Here is a 15,464-nt window from a genome sequence, read left to right as displayed (position 1 = left end):
CAAATCAGTTGCGTACGACACGCTTGTATTCGTTGGTGCGGGTGTCGATTTCGATGACGTCGTCCTGTGCCACGAACAGCGGCACTTGCACGGTGTGGCGGTGCGCGTCGATGGCGTTTTCGATCTTGGCTTCTTTCAGGACGTTGCCCGAGGTGTTGCCCTTGACCGCTGGCTCCGAGTACACCACTTGACGGGCGATGGTCGTAGGCAGTTCAACGGAGATAGCTTTGCCGTCGTAGAAAATGGCTTCGCATTCCATGCCATCTTTCAGGTAGTTCAGCGCTTCGCCCAGGTTTTCTTCTTCGATTTCGTACTGGTTGTACTCGGTGTCCATGAACACGAACAGCGGGTCGGCGAAGTACGAATACGTCACTGGCTTTTTATCCAGAACAACAACGTCGAACTTGTCGTCGCCGCGGAACACGTTTTCCATCGGGGTGTTCGTCAGAAGATTTTTCATCTTCCATTTGTAGGTGAAGCCCGTGCGGCTCGAACCGTTGACATCAGAACGCAACACGATCATTGGCTTGCTGTCGACCATGATGATATTGCCAACACGAATTTCTTTTGCGGGTTTCATAGGAATGTACGTAAAAAGTGGGTTGCATGAAGACCATCTGCCGCCTGTGCGCCATCAGCGCCGCAAGCTTGCGTTTGATCGGTTAAAAATACGTTAGAAATAACCGGGCATTTTACCTTAATTTTGGGCAAGCGCCTATCTCGTCGCGCCAGCGAACGCCAGCAGGTTACTTGCCAGATCGCCATTAGCCTGCATCTGCCGCCGCCAGGCCTGCGCGCGCGCCCGGATGCGCGGCAAATCGGCCTGCAATGCGGGCCACAGCCGGGCCCACGGCAAGGCTTCCGCGCTGGCGCCATTCCAGGCCAGCGCCGCCTGCACCAGGCTGTCGATGGGACCGTCCGCATCCGCCGCATAGCGCTGCAGGAAGGCGCGCAATTTCACGTGATGCAAGTTTTCATCCTGCAGATAGATATGCCAGAGAAACGGCTGACCGGCCCATTGCGCGCGCACGAACGAGTCCTCGCCGCGCACCAGGTTCACGTCGCAAGCCCACAACAGGCGGTCGTAATCGTCTTGCGGCACGAAAGGCAGCACGCGCACGGTAAGCGCGCCGTGCGTGCGCGCCGCACCGGGCACCGCCGCATCGTCGCCGATAAACGCTTGAACGGCATCGAACGCAACGCCTTCCGGCACCAGACACGTCACGGGTTCGCTGCCCGCCTGCCACGCCGCAAACAGCTCGGCGACGGGTGCGGATGGATAGCAGAACAGCGACACTTTCAAGGCGCGCATGTCCGCCGCCGTCACGCCGAACCGCCCGAGGAATGCCGCCATGGCGGGCGCATCGGACTGGAACGCCAGACGCTGCTCGTCGAGCGCCGCTTCGCGCAGCAAGCCGCCCGTTTTATCCGTGAAGCCGGGAAAGAAGAAATGCTTGATCATGCCGTGGCGCGGCGACGTCAGCGCATGGCAGCCCTCGACCCACTCTTCGGCCGTCAAGCCTTCCAGGTTCAGCCACACGGGCTGCGGCGCGCACTGCGCCATGACGGCGATATAGCCGGGCGGAATGTCGCAGGCAAAGAATTCGATGACGATGTCGGCGATATCGGCCGGCGCAAACACGCCATCCTGGCCGCACCAATGGCGTATCGTGACGCCGGAGACTTGCTGCGCTTCGGCTGCCACGTCGATGTCAGGACAGATGCGCTGGAAACTGGCTAAATCATCGACCCACAAGGCCACGACCACCCCATGTTCGCTTTGCAACTGCCGCGCGAGGCGCCAGCAAATGCCGATATCGCCGTAGTTGTCGACGACTTTGCAGAAGATGGCCAGGGATGGCGCGCGATCGGTAGCTAATGGCATATTCAAAGGAGAAGAGAAAAACGTGACATGGCAGCCCACAACAAAAAAGCCGCACTGTTACCAGGCGGCTTTTTTGTTGGCTGATTCAGCCGGTCTGGCGTCCCCAAGGGGATTCGAACCCCTGTACTCACCGTGAAAGGGTGATGTCCTAGGCCTCTAGACGATGGGGACAGAAAATCTGTCCTGAATGCGCTGCTTTGCATCCCGACCTGTTACTTGTCTTACTGCTTGAGAATCTGGCGTCCCCAAGGGGATTCGAACCCCTGTACTCACCGTGAAAGGGTGATGTCCTAGGCCTCTAGACGATGGGGACAGAAATCTGTCCTGAATGCGCTACTTTGCATCCTGACCCTGTACTGCAGCAATCGCAGAAACAAAAAAAGCCTGACTTGTCAGGCCCGTTCAGCACTGCGCTCTTACTTTACAACGAAATCCTGGCGTCCCCAAGGGGATTCGAACCCCTGTACTCACCGTGAAAGGGTGATGTCCTAGGCCTCTAGACGATGGGGACCTGTGCTGGCTTTACTCTCAGCGGACTCTTCGTTGAAGGCTTTGCTTAGCCCCTCAAAAAAGCGTGCGCGAAGTATAGCATGGGGTGATTCACGAAATCAACTGCCGGGGGTTTTATTTTCCATCTTATTTGCAGGGATCCCGCTATGAGGCAGAAGATGCTCGTGCGATATGGCAATACTGCGTTATTGCGATTTCAGCAGGCGCAAAAAAAGCCGCATAAGCGACTTATGGATGCCGAGTTAGGCCGATGGTGCTGTCGGATTACGCTGCGCTAATCCGACCTACGCCCTACTCCAGGACGGGGCACGGACGTAAAAAAAGCCGCTCAAGGCGACTTTGATTTATTCACTACCTGTTTCTGCGCTGTTGGTGGAGGTAAGCGGGATCGAACCGCTGACCTCTTGCATGCCATGCAAGCGCTCTCCCAGCTGAGCTATACCCCCCGGGCGCAGAAACACTGCTACTTATTTACTACAACACCAGACTGAACTGGCGTCCCCAAGGGGATTCGAACCCCTGTACTCACCGTGAAAGGGTGATGTCCTAGGCCTCTAGACGATGGGGACCTCGGCACTACATTTACTTCTTTACCTCTGCGCTGTTGGTGGAGGTAAGCGGGATCGAACCGCTGACCTCTTGCATGCCATGCAAGCGCTCTCCCAGCTGAGCTATACCCCCCCGGGCGCAGAAATAATAAAAGCCGCACTTGGCGACTTTGTTCCACTACTTGCTTTCCATCCAGATTCCGTTTTTACGGGCCTGAACTTACAACAATCAGTACAAACAACTGCCACTACTATACCACAACAACCTGGCGTCCCCAAGGGGATTCGAACCCCTGTACTCACCGTGAAAGGGTGATGTCCTAGGCCTCTAGACGATGGGGACCGCGGAACTTCCAAACAACATCTGCACCACTTCAACAAGCAACATCATTGCTGCTGGTGGAGGTAAGCGGGATCGAACCGCTGACCTCTTGCATGCCATGCAAGCGCTCTCCCAGCTGAGCTATACCCCCGTTGGTGCAGAAACAAGAGTATAGCAAAGAAGTTTCACTCTGCAAATACCCTTTTTCGTCTATGAGCAACTTTTCATAGGGGCGGTTTCCGCGCCGTATTTTTACGCGTATTTAAGAGCGGCGATTACAGCCACTTTGCCAGACGCGCCAGCACGGTGTCGCGGCCGAAGATCACCACTACCTGGTCGATGGCCGGGGTCTGCAACTGGCCCGTCAAGATCAAGCGCAAAGGCATGGCCAGCAGCGGCATCTTGATGGTATTGGTGGCCAGCACTTCCTTGATCATGGCGGCGACGGCTTCCTTGCTCCACTCCACCGTGGCGATGCGCTCGGCAAACTGCGCCAGCACGGGCTTGATGGCATCCGTGATGTGCTGCGCCACCAGCTCCGCTTCCGGCTGCGGCTCGCGGAAGAACAGCATCGAGGCGGCGGCCAGTTCATTGACCGTGTTGGCGCGCTCTTTCATCATGCCCAGCACTTGCGCCAGGTCCGGCGCGCCTTCGAAGACGGCGCCGGCAGCGACCATTTGCGGACGGGCCAGGTCAGCCAGGCGGCTGTTGTCGGCCTGCTTGATATAGTGGTTGTTCAGCCAGGCCAGTTTTTCATTGTTGAACTGGGCCGCCGATTTCGACAGGTGGTTCAGGTTGAACCACTCGCAGAACTGCTCGGTCGAGAAAACTTCATCGTCGCCATGGCTCCAGCCCAGGCGCGCCAGGTAGTTCAGCATCGCTTCCGGCAGAAAGCCCTGCGCCGGGTAATCCATCACGCTGACGGCGCCGTGGCGCTTCGACAGCTTTTCGCCATCCGCACCCAAGATCATCGGCAGGTGGCCGTACAGCGGCAGCGGTGCGCCGATGGCGCGCAGGATATTGATCTGGCGCGGGGTGTTATTGACATGGTCGTCGCCGCGGATCACGTGGGTGATCTGCATGTCCCAGTCATCGACGGCCACGCAGAAGTTGTACGTCGGCGTGCCGTCCGGACGGGCGATCACCAGGTCGTCCAGCTCGCGGTTCGAGATCGTGATCGTGCCCTTGACCACGTCGTCCCAGCTCACATCGCCATCGAGCGGATTCTTGAAGCGCACGACGGGCTTGCGGTCGGCAGGAATGGCAGGCAGCGTCTTGCCTGGTTCCGGGCGCCAGGTGCCGTCGTAGCGCGGCTTTTCGCCAGCGGCGCGCATGCGTTCGCGCATCGCTTCGACTTCTTCCGGCGACGAGTAGCAGTGGTATGCAGTGCCTTCGGCCAGCATCTGCGCCACCACTTCACGGTAGCGGTCCATGCGCTGCATCTGGTAGAACGGGCCTTCGTCGTGGTCCAGGCCCAGCCACTTCATGCCTTCGATGATGGCTTGCACGGCTTCCGGCGTGGAACGCTCCACGTCCGTGTCTTCGATGCGCAGCACGAAGGTGCCGCCGAAGTGGCGGGCATACGCCCAGCTGTATAAAGCGGTGCGGGCGCCGCCCAGGTGCAGATAGCCGGTCGGGCTGGGAGCGAAACGGGTACGGACGGGAGTAGCGGTTGTGGTCATCGAAGTAATCAGGCTTGAATAAGTAAAACGCCATTTTACTCTGTTGACCGCCGCCGCTCCACAAGCGCCGTCACAGCTGCAGCAAGCGCCTTTTTACTTCGTCCGCCTGCGCATGCAGCGCCTGCTCGAACAGGGCCACCAGTTGCGACAAGGGCCGGTGCAAAGGCTTGACCAGATTCACGGTGAACGGCAAGGACACGGCAAAGCGGCGGATCTGCAAGCCCTGCCCCGCATAGTCGAGGGCCGTGAGCGGATTGACGATGGCCAGCCCCACGCCTTCGCGCACCATCGCGCAGACGGAAGCGGCGCTGTGCGTGTCGAGCGCCAGGCGCCGCTCCACGCCGGCCTGCGCGAAGATGGCGTCGATCTGCTGGCGATACGGGTCGACGGCGGCCAGGCTGATGAAAGGCTGGCCCGCGAAGTCCGCCGGCTGCAGCACGGCCTTGCCGGCGAGCGCATGGCCATCGGGCAGCACGCACACCTCATCGACGGACATCAGGGTGGCGAGCGCCGTGCCCGGCGGCGCATTGCCCACTTCCGTCAGGCCGATATCATGGCGCTGCGCCGACAGCCACTCTTCCAGCAGCGGCGACTCCTGCGGCGTGATGCTGATGCTCACCTTGGGAAAATCGGCGACGAAGCGCTTGCACGCCTGCGGCAGCAAGGACTGGGAAAACACGGGCAGGCAGGCGATCGACAACTGTCCCTGGTCGAACTGGCGCAGGGCCGCCGCCGTGCTGACGATGCGCTCAAGGCCGAAATAAGCGCGCTGCACTTCCTCGAACAGTTGCAGCGCCTGGGCCGTCGGACGCAGCCGCCCCCGCTCGCGCTCGAACAGGGTCAAGCCCGTCAAATGCTCGAGGCGCGCCAGCTCGCGGCTGACGGTGGGCTGCGACGTATGCAGCATGGCGGCGGCGGCCGTCACGCTGCCCGTCGTCATGATGGCGCGGAAGACTTCGATATGGCGCAGGGAGATAGTCATGTCCATATCATAAATGAATAAGGTCAGCTTAAATGGATATTTTATGTTTAGCCAAAAAACCCGCATCATGGCCAGCATCGTAGGTCGGATTAGCGGGCAAAGCCCGCGTAATCCGACACCACCCCACAACATGACAAAGACAGGCCACCATGAAACCAGTGTCAGACGCCACCCTCGCCCAACTCGCCCAGGAACACGGCACGCCATTGTGGGTGTATGACGCGGCCACCATCCGCGCGCGCATCGCCCAACTGGCGCAGTTCGACACCGTGCGCTTCGCGCAAAAGGCCAATTCGAACATTCACCTGCTGACATTGATGCGCGAAGCGGGCGTGCACGTGGATGCCGTCTCGCTGGGCGAAATCGAACGCGCGCTGCAGGCGGGCTTTACGCCGGCGCAAACCAACGGCGCCGCCGGCGTGGTGTTCACATGCGACCTGTTCGACCGCGCCACCCTGGCGCGCGTGGCGGCGGCAAAAATTGAAGTCAATTGCGGTTCCGTCGACATGCTGCGCCAGCTGGGCCCCGTGTCGCCCGGCCACCGCGTCTGGCTGCGCATCAATCCCGGCTATGGCCATGGCCACAGCAACAAGACCAACACGGGCGGCGAAAACAGCAAGCACGGTATCTGGCACGAAGAACTGCCGAAGGCGCTGGCCGTCATCCGCGCGCATGGCCTGCACCTGGTGGGCCTGCACATGCACATCGGCTCGGGCGTCGACTACAGCCACCTGGAAACCGTCTGCGGCACCATGGTCGACCTGGTCAAGAACATGGGCCACGACATCGAAGCCATTTCCACGGGCGGCGGCCTGTCCGTGCCTTACCGCGACGGCGAGCAGCCCGTCGATACGGACCACTACTTCCAGCTGTGGGATGCGGCACGCAAGCAGATCGAGGCGCACTTGGGCCATCCCGTGCACCTGGAAATCGAACCGGGCCGCTTCCTCGTGGCCGACGCGGGCTTGCTGGTGGCCGAAGTGCGCGCCACCAAGCAAATGGGCGGCAACCACTTCACCCTGCTCGACACGGGCTTCAATGAACTGATGCGCCCCGCCATGTACGGCAGCTACCATGAAATGTCGGTGATCGCGCATGACGGCCGCGCGCTGGACGCCAGCCCCGCATGCGCCACCGTCGTCGGCGGCCCCCTGTGCGAATCGGGCGACGTGTTTACCCAGCGCGATGGCGGCGTGGTCGAAACACGTCTGCTGCCAGCAGCGCAGGTGGGCGACTACGTCGTCTTCGAAGGCGCGGGCGCGTATGGCGCGTCGATGTCGTCGAACTACAACAGCCGCCCCCATGCGGCCGAATACCTGGTCGATGGGGAGCAATCCCGCTTGATTCGCCGCCGCCAAACGGTGGCCGAACTGATCGCGCTGGAACAACTGTAAAACCGCGCCCGCGTGCGGGCATGCGCATCTGCTAACATCGTGCAACTCGATGAAAGCCCGCCATGCCCGTTCCCGCACTACCCTCACGCAGCGCCAGCCTGCGGCTGCTGCCTCTGCTGCCCCTGCTGCTGTCCGCCGTCCTCGCCGGCTGCGCTTCACTGCCCTCGCTGGAAGGCCGCGTCCCTTCCCAAGTCGTCACCGATACCGCGCACACCCAACTGGCCACGGCCATTGCGCCCATGGTGGCGCAGCATCCGGGCGTGTCCGGCATCTATCCGCTGGTCGACGGGCGCGATGCGTTTGCCGCGCGCGCCCTGCTGGCCGCCGCGGCCCAGCGCAGCCTGGACGTGCAGTACTACATCTGGCACAAGGACATCACGGGCACCTTGCTGTTCGATGCCTTGCGCCAGGCGGCCGAACGGGGCGTGCGCGTGCGCCTGCTGCTCGACGATAACAACACGGCGGGCCTGGACCAGACCCTGACCATGCTGGGCAAGCAGCAGAATCTGGAAATCCGCCTGTTCAACCCCTTTATTCCCCGTGCGCCGCGCGCACTCGCCTTTGCCACGGATTTTTCGCGCCTCAACCGGCGCATGCACAACAAATCGTTCACGGCCGATAACCAGGCCACCATCATTGGCGGGCGCAATGTGGGCGATGAATATTTTGGCGCGGCCGGCGACGTGCTGTTCGCCGACCTGGACGTGCTGGCCATCGGCCCCGTCGTCGACGAGGTCTCGCACGATTTCGACCGCTACTGGAACAGCGCCTCGGCCTACCCGGCCAGGCTGCTGCTGACGAGCCCTGTCGAAGGCGACGCGGCCACTATCGCCGCCGAGGCGGACCGCATCGACGACACCAAGGCGGCCGAGGAATACGTGCAGGCGCTGCGCACCTCGCCCTTCGTCAAGCAGATGATGGAACGCACCCTGCCCTTCGAATGGGCCAGGACGCGCATGGTCAGCGACGACCCGGCCAAGGTGCTGGACAAGGCCAGGCCCGGCACGGGCGTAGCGGAAAACCTGCAAAACCTGCTGGGCGTGCCTGAAAAGGAAGTGGACCTGGTATCGCCGTATTTCGTGCCCGGCAAATCGGGCACGCAAGCCTTTGCCGACCTGGCGAAAAAAGGCGTGGGCGTGCGCATCCTGACGAATGCGCTGGAAGCGACCGACGTGGCGGCCGTGCATGCCGGTTATGCGAAGTGGAGAAAGCCGCTACTGGAAGCGGGCGTGCTGCTGTACGAATCGCGCCGCTCGTGGGAAGCGGGCGATGCGCGCGAACAGCCGGGCCGCTTCGGCAGCTCCGCATCGAGCCTGCATGCGAAAACCTTTGCCGTCGACGACCAGCGCATCTTTGTCGGCTCGTTCAACTTCGACCCGCGCTCGATCGAGCTGAATACGGAAATGGGCCTCGTCATCGACAGCCCCGCGCTGGCCAGCCAGCTGGGGCTAGCCATGCGCACCACGATCCCGCAGCGCGCCTATCAGGTCATGCTGGGCGACGACGGCGCGCTGTACTGGCTCGCCCGCGACGCCAGCGGCGCCACCACGCGCTACGACACGGAACCGGGCACCAGCGTGTGGAAGCGCATGGGCGTGGCGATTCTGTCGTTGCTGCCGATCGATTGGTTGTTGTAAGCGGTTTTGCCAACGTTGTTGTCGGATTACGCGGGGCTTTGCCCCGCTAATCCGACCTACGCTCTTCACAAGGCCAAGGCCGGTCGTGTTGGTGGCGGCACCGAAACGCAAACAACGCCGGTCAAATTGGCGGCGGCGCCGACATGCAAACCCCGTAGGTCGGCTTAGCGCGCAGCGCGTAAGCCGACAACACCACTGCCCAAGAGCCTTAGCGCACCGCTTCCGTCAAAATCCGCCCTTCCGACGCCGACGGCTGGCGTATGCGCAGCAGATGGGCCAAGGTCGGTGCGATGTCGACCACTTCCGCGTACTGGCCATAGGCGCCCGGCTTGATCCAGCGGGGGCCGAAGACCATCAGCGGCACGTTGGTGTCATAGGTGTATGGCGTGCCGTGCGAGGTGCCGCCACTGCCCTTGCCGAAGTACCAGGCCGGCTTTGTGACGACCATCAGGTCGCCCGACAGCTGGCGGTTCCAGGCGCGACGCATCAAGGTGTCCATGCGCGTGGCGACGGCTCCCGTTTCCATCTGCGTGCGCGTGTAGACTTGCGCCAGGCCGTCCTGCTGCATCAGAAAGCGGGCCGCCGCATCTTCCAGGGCGGCGCGATGGACGCCGCTCTTTTCCGCCAGCGCGTAATCGAGGTAGATATTCGGCAGCGACGACGCCGTCACCAGCTTGTCGATGCCCAGGTTTGTCGCCAGGTGCTGGTTCAGCGCATCGACCAGTTTGGCGCCATCGATGCGTTTGGCGGAGAAGCCGCGCGTCTCGGAAAATTCCGGCACGTTGGCGAAGCCATGGTCGGCCGTCAGCACCACGAGCACGTTATCCATGCCGACTTTTTTATCCAGGTCGGCAAAGAAGCCGGCCAGCATGCGGTCCAGGCGCTGCAGATGGTCGTGCGACATCTTGCTTTCCGGGCCGTAGGCATGGTTCACGTAGTCGTGCGCGGACAGGCTCACGCCGAGGATATCGGGCACGCCGGCCGGATTGCGGCCCAGGTTTTCGCCATCGATGGCGGCGCGGGCGAATTCCAGGGTCAGCTCGTCGAGGAAGGGACCGGACTTCAGGCGGCTGTAGTACTCGCCATCGAGCTTGCCGCTGTCGCTGTAGTAGGCAAACGGGAAGGTGTTGCGCGCGCCCGGCTTGGCCGCCACAAGATCATCACGGGCGTCGCGCGCATAGGCCGAATCGGCCAGCAGCGGCGTCCAGCTCTTGCCGTAATAGCGGTCCTGCGGTTTGGAGGCCTGGTAGCGCTGCACCCATTGAGGGTGCTGCTGCATATAGTAGGTGCTGCTGGCGAAGTTGCCCGTCTTTTCCATGTACATATAGGCCGTGCCCGTTTTCCCGGCCAGCAGGATGGCGCCCCGGTCCTTGCCCGACACAGTGACGACCTTGGCATTGTCACCCGTCGAATAACGCAGTTCGTCGCCCAGGGTGCTCACGCGCAGCTTGGTCGGCGCCGTGCCGTCATCGGGCTGCGTCTCTTCGCCGATGTAATGGAAATTGCCATCCTCGGTGCAGTACACGGATTTCTTCGTGACGGGATCGATCCAGTTATTGCCGATCACGCCATGCTGATACGGGTAGGCGCCCGACAGCACGGCCGAGTGGCCGATGGCGGTAACCGTGATGCCATGCGCCTGGTGCGCATCGCTGAACCACGCGCCCTGCTCCAGCAGGCGGCGGAAACCGCCCTGGCCGAACTGGTCGCGGTAGCGCGTCACCTGCTCTTGCGGCAAGCCGTCCACCACCAGCACCACGACCAGCTTCGGCTGCGCCGCAGTATTGGGCACCGCCTTGGCCGCATGCGCGTGGCACGCCGCCACGCCAGCGGCCAGCAGCAGCGCCTGCGCCAGTTGTCGGGAAAGGGAGAAAGGTTTCGTCATATCCACTCATCAAAAGTTAGGCCACCGGGCAGCATACGCCGACTATATGACGCAATGATGACAGAAGCAATAACAAGAAAAAGGCCGGGGCCCATTGCTGGAACCCGGCCAGATGCCGAAACAGATGACGATGCCTGGCTTACTTGACCGTCACTTTGATGCTTTTGCTCAGCTCCGGCCCATACGACTGGTGCGCGCCATTGGCGAACTGCATCGTCAGGGTGTACTGGCCCGGCGGCAAGGTGACGTCTGTTTCCGTCTGTCCTTTGCCGAAATGCAAATGCTTGTCATCCATGGGTATCATTTCGCCCGCCTTCATCGGCCCCGTATTGATGAGCAGATGATGGTGGCCCGTCTTGGCCGTCATGTCGCCGGCCGGCTTGACGTCCATGCCACTGACGGCAAACTTGACCTTGAACGGGCTCGCCACTGTCGCGCCATCGGCTGGCTCGACGAAGGAAACGGATTGCGCAAACGCGCTGGCGGCCAGCAGGCTGCCGGCGATCACGGCGGCTGCTTGACGCAGGAATACGGTGTTCAATTGCATGATGTCTCCTCTTGTTAAATAACAACACGGACTGCATGAAACCATATTCCTGCTGACCTTGGCGCATGGGAGCGCCAAGCACAACAATTAGTCGTTCTTGATGACGATGCTTGGGAACTTGCTCGTCATATCCTTCGCCTTTTCCGCCACCTTGATCGCGATGGTGCGGGCGATCTGCTTGTAGATCACGGCGACGGGGCCTTCCGGCTCGGCCACGACGGTGGGCGTGCCCGAATCCGTTTGCTGGCGAATCGCCATGGTCAACGGCAAGGCGCCGAGAAATTCCACGCCGAAGTCCGCGCACATCTTCGCGCCGCCGCCGGCACCGAAGATTTCCTCCGCATGGCCGCAGTTCGAGCAGATGTGCGTGCTCATGTTTTCCACCACGCCGAGGATAGGAATGCCGACTTTCTCGAACATTTTCAAGCCCTTGCGCGCGTCGAGCAGCGCGATATCCTGCGGCGTCGTGACGATCACGGCGCCCGTGACGGGCACTTTCTGCGACAGGGTCAACTGGATGTCGCCCGTGCCTGGCGGCATGTCGACGATCAGGTAATCGAGGTCGCGCCAGTTGGTCTGGTCCAGCAATTGCTGCAAGGCTTGCGTGACCATCGGGCCGCGCCACACCATCGGCTCGTCCGGATCGATCATGAAGCCGATCGAGGACACTTGCAGGCCGTGGTTTTCCATCGGTTCCATGCTCTTGCCGTCGAGGGTCTTCGGCTGGCCGCTGATGCCCAGCATCATCGGTTGCGACGGGCCGTAGATATCGGCGTCGAGCATGCCGACGGTGGCGCCTTCAGCCGCCAGAGCCAGGGCCAGGTTGACGGCCGTGGTCGATTTGCCAACACCGCCCTTGCCGGAAGCGACGGCAATGATGTTTTTCACGTTGCTCATCGGCTTCAAGCCGCGCTGCACCGTGTGCGAAATGATTTTCGACGACACGCCCACGCTGACGTTGCCCACGCCCGGCAGCACGCGCAGGGCGGCCAGCACGGATTTGCGGATCAGGTCGATCTGGCTTTTGGCGGGGTAGCCGAGCTCGATGTCGAGGGAAATATCATCGCCGTCGACCTTCAGATTCTTGACGGTTTTGCTGGAAACGAAATCTTTATGTGTATTTGGATCAATAACCTGGGCCAGCGCGGCCTTGACGTCTTCTACTGTGATGCTCATGTAAATCTCCGTGTGTACTACATATGTGCAATACGCGCAGTCTAGCGCAAATTTGCATGGTGCGATGGCGGCAAAAGCATCACTTGCCGGCCCTGCATCTGCTCATATTGCCTTTCCGCTGTTAAAATGTCCTATTATCCATCCCAAAAGTGCATCAATCATGACTCGCAAGCTGTTCGTCACCACTGCCCTGCCTTACGCAAACGCCGCTTTTCACATTGGCCACATCATGGAATACATCCAGGCCGATATCTGGGTCCGGTTCCAGCGAATGCAACGCGATGGCGCAGCCGGCCGTGAAGTGCACTTTGTGGGCGCCGACGATACGCATGGCACGCCCATCATGATCGCCGCCGAAAAGGAAGGCATCACGCCGCAGCAATTCGTCGCCAACATCGCGGCCGGCCGCGCCCAGTATCTCGATGGCTTCCATATCGCCTTCGATAACTGGTATTCGACCGATTCGCCGGAAAACGTCGACCTGTCGCAATCGATCTACCGCAAGCTGCGCGATACGGGCCTGATCGTCACGAAAACCGTCGACCGCTTCTTCGACCCGGTCAAGGGCATGTTCCTGGCCGACCGCAACATCAAGGGCGAATGCCCGAAATGCGGCGCCAAGAACCAGTACGGCGACAATTGCGAAGTGTGCGGCGCCGCCTATCAGCCGACCGACCTGGTCAACCCGTTCTCCGTGTTTACCAATGCGACGCCCGTGATGAAGCCGTCGGAACAGTATTTCTTCAAGCTGTCCGATCCGCGCTGCTTCGAATTCCTCAAGGATTGGCTCAACACGCCAGGCCGCTTGCAGCCGGAAATGGTCAACAAGGTCAGCGAATGGCTGGGCGAAGCCGGTGAAAAGCTGGCCGACTGGGATATCTCGCGCGACGCGCCCTACTTCGGCATCCCGATTCCCGATGCACCAGGTAAATTCTTCTATGTGTGGATGGATGCGCCCGTCGGTTACCTGGCCAGCCTGAAAAACTATTGCGACAAGAAAGGCATCGATTTTGACGCCTTCCTGAATGACCCGTCGACGGAACAGATCCACTTCATCGGCAAGGACATCGTTTCCTTCCATTTGCTGTTCTGGCCCGCCATGTTGAAATTCGCCAATCACCCGGTGATCGACAAACTGAAAGTCAACGTACACGGCTTCCTGACGGTCAACAACGAGAAAATGTCGAAGTCGCGCGGCACGGGCATCTCGCCGCTGCGCTACCTGGACCTGGGCATGAACCCGGAATGGCTGCGCTACTACATCGCCTTCAAGCTGAACTCGAAAGTGGAAGACCTGGACTTCAACGGCGAAGATTTTGTCGCCCGCGTGAACAGCGACCTGATCGGCAAATACGTGAACATCGCCAGCCGCTGCGCCGGCTTCATCGCCAAGCGTTTCGACGGCAAGCTGGCGTCGACACTGTCGGAAGGCGCGCAAAGCTGGATCAACCGCGCGCTGACGGTGGACGCCAACGGCGTGATCGTCGAGCGCCAGTCCAGCATCGCTGCGCACTTCGAGAACCGCGAATTCGGCAAGGCCTTGCGCGAAATCATGGAAATCGCCGACATCACCAACCAGTATGTCGATGAAAACAAGCCGTGGATTTTGGCCAAGGACGCGGACAAGACCGCGGAACTGCACGACGTATGCACCACGGCCCTGATCCTGTTCCGCCAGTTGACGATCCTGCTGTCGCCGGTCCTGCCGGGCGTGGCGAAGAACGTGGCATCGTTTCTCAACGACGCAGAATTCACTTGGGCCGACACGCAGGTGTTCGGCGACGCCGTCTCGAACAGCATGCTGGGCCGCACCATCGGCGCCTACAGCCATTTGATGACGCGCATGGATGCGAAGATGATCGAAGCGCTGTTCGACGCGCCGCAAGCGGCCGCCGCCATTGCCGCACCGGCCGGCGACGCCGCGAATGACGCCGCAGCTCCAGTGGCAACCGCTGCCGCCATCGAGGAACTGGCGCCCGAAATCAAGATCGACGACTTCCTCAAGGTCGACCTGCGCATCGCGAAAATCGTCAACTGCGAACTGGTCGACGGCTCGGACAAGCTGCTGCGCCTGACCCTGGATGCGGGCGAAGGCCGCTTGCGCAATGTGTTCTCCGGCATCCGCTCGGCGTACCAGCCGGAAGAACTGGTCGGCAAGCTGACGGTGCTGGTGGCCAACCTGGCGCCGCGCAAGATGAAGTTCGGCATTTCCGAAGGCATGGTCATGGCCGCGTCCGCCGCCGACGAGAAAGCGAATCCGGGCATCTACATCCTGAACCCGTGGCCGGGCGCCGAACCTGGCATGCGCATCCGCTAAGCGCCCACAAGGACCGATGATGAATATCGTGGTGCGCGAAGCAACAAATGCCGATGCACAGCTGATGGCCGAGCTGACCCGCGCCGCATGGGCCGGCAAGGTGGCAGCCTCGTCCAGTGGACACCACGAGACGGCCGAGCAAGTGGCGGAGCAATTGCGCCACGGCGGCGGTTTTCTGTTGCTGATCGACGACATTCCAGCCGGTTCGCTGCGCTGGATGCCGCTCGACAGCGACCCCGCCATCTGGAAGATTTCACGCATGGGCGTGCTGCCCGCCTACCGGGGCAGCCACGTCTCGCAGCACTTGCTCGAAGCCATCATTCATCACGGCCTGTCCTGCCAGGCCGAGGAATTGCGCCTGGCAGTGCGGCGCGACCAGCGCAAGCTGATCGATTTTTATGCGGCCTTCGAATTCGACCTGGCCGAAGAACTGGAATATTCGCACGCCAACCCCGCAGAACCGGCACCGATGGTGATGCGGCGTTTGCTGCGTTATTGATTTTTAGCAATTTCGCCCCGGACTTGCCGATACAACAACCCGCCAAGCCGCACGGCGCGGTAAAATACGGCCGGCTGACC

At 61.2% G+C, this 15,464-nt stretch carries 11 protein-coding genes and 8 tRNA genes; 4 read left to right on the top strand and 15 right to left on the bottom strand.

Annotation, left to right across the window (positions count from 1 at the left end; translation table 11 throughout):
• Positions 1 to 4: 4 nt before the first annotated feature.
• The 12 genes from V3C40_RS13225 to V3C40_RS13170 all read right to left on the bottom strand — a co-directional run bounded on the left by V3C40_RS13225 (position 5) and on the right by V3C40_RS13170 (position 5,929).
• Positions 5 to 580 carry an elongation factor P gene (locus V3C40_RS13225; RefSeq protein WP_034758247.1) on the bottom strand — a complete coding sequence of 192 codons (576 nt, stop codon included), beginning with the start codon at positions 578 to 580 and terminating at the stop codon, positions 5 to 7.
• A gap of 135 nt (positions 581 to 715) precedes the next feature.
• On the bottom strand, positions 716 to 1,885 hold the full coding sequence (gene earP / locus V3C40_RS13220) for an elongation factor P maturation arginine rhamnosyltransferase EarP (RefSeq protein WP_331777661.1): 1,170 nt from the start codon (positions 1,883 to 1,885) through the stop codon (positions 716 to 718).
• A gap of 95 nt (positions 1,886 to 1,980) precedes the next feature.
• Positions 1,981 to 2,056: transfer RNA gene (locus V3C40_RS13215), tRNA-Glu, on the bottom strand.
• Positions 2,057 to 2,122: 66 nt separating this feature from the next.
• Positions 2,123 to 2,198, bottom strand: a tRNA-Glu gene (locus V3C40_RS13210).
• 122 nt (positions 2,199 to 2,320) lie between these two features.
• Positions 2,321 to 2,396: transfer RNA gene (locus tag V3C40_RS13205), tRNA-Glu, on the bottom strand.
• Between the two features lie 369 nt (positions 2,397 to 2,765).
• Positions 2,766 to 2,841, bottom strand: a tRNA-Ala gene (locus tag V3C40_RS13200).
• Positions 2,842 to 2,888: 47 nt separating this feature from the next.
• Positions 2,889 to 2,964 (bottom strand) — tRNA-Glu (locus V3C40_RS13195).
• A 36-nt stretch (positions 2,965 to 3,000) separates the two neighbouring features.
• Positions 3,001 to 3,076 (bottom strand) — tRNA-Ala (locus V3C40_RS13190).
• A gap of 134 nt (positions 3,077 to 3,210) precedes the next feature.
• Positions 3,211 to 3,286, bottom strand: a tRNA-Glu gene (locus tag V3C40_RS13185).
• A 54-nt stretch (positions 3,287 to 3,340) separates the two neighbouring features.
• Positions 3,341 to 3,416 (bottom strand) — tRNA-Ala (locus V3C40_RS13180).
• Positions 3,417 to 3,540: 124 nt separating this feature from the next.
• Positions 3,541 to 4,947 carry a glutamate--tRNA ligase gene (gene gltX, locus V3C40_RS13175; RefSeq protein ID WP_331777660.1) on the bottom strand — a complete coding sequence of 469 codons (1,407 nt, stop codon included), beginning with the start codon at positions 4,945 to 4,947 and terminating at the stop codon, positions 3,541 to 3,543.
• Positions 4,948 to 5,017: 70 nt separating this feature from the next.
• Positions 5,018 to 5,929, bottom strand: coding sequence for a LysR family transcriptional regulator (locus V3C40_RS13170; protein WP_331777659.1), 912 nt, complete (start codon positions 5,927 to 5,929; stop codon positions 5,018 to 5,020).
• Between the two features lie 149 nt (positions 5,930 to 6,078).
• On the opposite strand from V3C40_RS13170, the gene lysA reads away from it, so the two are divergent.
• Entirely contained in the window at positions 6,079 to 7,323 is a 1,245-nt protein-coding gene (lysA, locus tag V3C40_RS13165; RefSeq protein WP_331777658.1) for a diaminopimelate decarboxylase, read from the top strand.
• A gap of 62 nt (positions 7,324 to 7,385) precedes the next feature.
• Positions 7,386 to 8,960, top strand: coding sequence for a phospholipase D family protein (locus V3C40_RS13160; RefSeq protein ID WP_331777657.1), 1,575 nt, complete (start codon positions 7,386 to 7,388; stop codon positions 8,958 to 8,960).
• Positions 8,961 to 9,168: 208 nt separating this feature from the next.
• Here V3C40_RS13160 and V3C40_RS13155 read toward each other — a convergent pair whose 3' ends face one another.
• The 3 genes from V3C40_RS13155 to apbC form a co-directional block, all read right to left on the bottom strand.
• Complete coding sequence (locus V3C40_RS13155; protein WP_331777656.1) at positions 9,169 to 10,845, bottom strand: alkaline phosphatase family protein; 1,677 nt, start codon at positions 10,843 to 10,845, stop codon at positions 9,169 to 9,171.
• A 139-nt stretch (positions 10,846 to 10,984) separates the two neighbouring features.
• The gene (locus tag V3C40_RS13150) at positions 10,985 to 11,392 is read right to left on the bottom strand and encodes a DUF4399 domain-containing protein (RefSeq protein ID WP_331777655.1); all 408 of its coding nucleotides are present in this window, start codon (positions 11,390 to 11,392) and stop codon (positions 10,985 to 10,987) included.
• Positions 11,393 to 11,479: 87 nt separating this feature from the next.
• Positions 11,480 to 12,568, bottom strand: coding sequence for an iron-sulfur cluster carrier protein ApbC (apbC, locus tag V3C40_RS13145; protein ID WP_034758315.1), 1,089 nt, complete (start codon positions 12,566 to 12,568; stop codon positions 11,480 to 11,482).
• A gap of 160 nt (positions 12,569 to 12,728) precedes the next feature.
• Between apbC and metG the strand changes: the two genes are divergently transcribed.
• A complete protein-coding gene (metG, locus tag V3C40_RS13140; RefSeq protein WP_331777654.1) occupies positions 12,729 to 14,885 on the top strand; it encodes a methionine--tRNA ligase in 2,157 nt (718 codons plus the stop codon).
• A gap of 19 nt (positions 14,886 to 14,904) precedes the next feature.
• On the top strand, positions 14,905 to 15,384 hold the full coding sequence (locus V3C40_RS13135; protein WP_034758490.1) for a GNAT family N-acetyltransferase: 480 nt from the start codon (positions 14,905 to 14,907) through the stop codon (positions 15,382 to 15,384).
• The last annotated feature ends 80 nt before the right edge of the window (positions 15,385 to 15,464 follow it).

The organism is Janthinobacterium sp. LS2A, from assembly GCF_036543145.1.
GTDB classification, from domain to species: Bacteria; Pseudomonadota; Gammaproteobacteria; order Burkholderiales; family Burkholderiaceae_D; genus Janthinobacterium; species Janthinobacterium aestuarii.
The sequence above is the reverse complement of the archived record's forward strand: the minus strand, read 5'-3'. Positions and strand labels throughout refer to the sequence as shown.

What these genes read in the sequence shown, in the direction of transcription:
- earP (WP_331777661.1), bottom strand. Translation starts at nt 1,885, where the DNA reads ATGCCATTAGCTACCGATCGCGCGCCATCCCTGGCCATCTTCTGCAAA.
- V3C40_RS13160 (WP_331777657.1), top strand. Translation starts at nt 7,386, where the DNA reads ATGCCCGTTCCCGCACTACCCTCACGCAGCGCCAGCCTGCGGCTGCTG.
- V3C40_RS13155 (WP_331777656.1), bottom strand. Translation starts at nt 10,845, where the DNA reads ATGACGAAACCTTTCTCCCTTTCCCGACAACTGGCGCAGGCGCTGCTG.
- V3C40_RS13170 (WP_331777659.1), bottom strand. Translation starts at nt 5,929, where the DNA reads ATGACTATCTCCCTGCGCCATATCGAAGTCTTCCGCGCCATCATGACG.
- gltX (WP_331777660.1), bottom strand. Translation starts at nt 4,947, where the DNA reads ATGACCACAACCGCTACTCCCGTCCGTACCCGTTTCGCTCCCAGCCCG.
- lysA (WP_331777658.1), top strand. Translation starts at nt 6,079, where the DNA reads ATGAAACCAGTGTCAGACGCCACCCTCGCCCAACTCGCCCAGGAACAC.
- metG (WP_331777654.1), top strand. Translation starts at nt 12,729, where the DNA reads ATGACTCGCAAGCTGTTCGTCACCACTGCCCTGCCTTACGCAAACGCC.
- V3C40_RS13150 (WP_331777655.1), bottom strand. Translation starts at nt 11,392, where the DNA reads ATGCAATTGAACACCGTATTCCTGCGTCAAGCAGCCGCCGTGATCGCC.
- V3C40_RS13225 (WP_034758247.1), bottom strand. Translation starts at nt 580, where the DNA reads ATGAAACCCGCAAAAGAAATTCGTGTTGGCAATATCATCATGGTCGAC.
- apbC (WP_034758315.1), bottom strand. Translation starts at nt 12,568, where the DNA reads ATGAGCATCACAGTAGAAGACGTCAAGGCCGCGCTGGCCCAGGTTATT.
- V3C40_RS13135 (WP_034758490.1), top strand. Translation starts at nt 14,905, where the DNA reads ATGAATATCGTGGTGCGCGAAGCAACAAATGCCGATGCACAGCTGATG.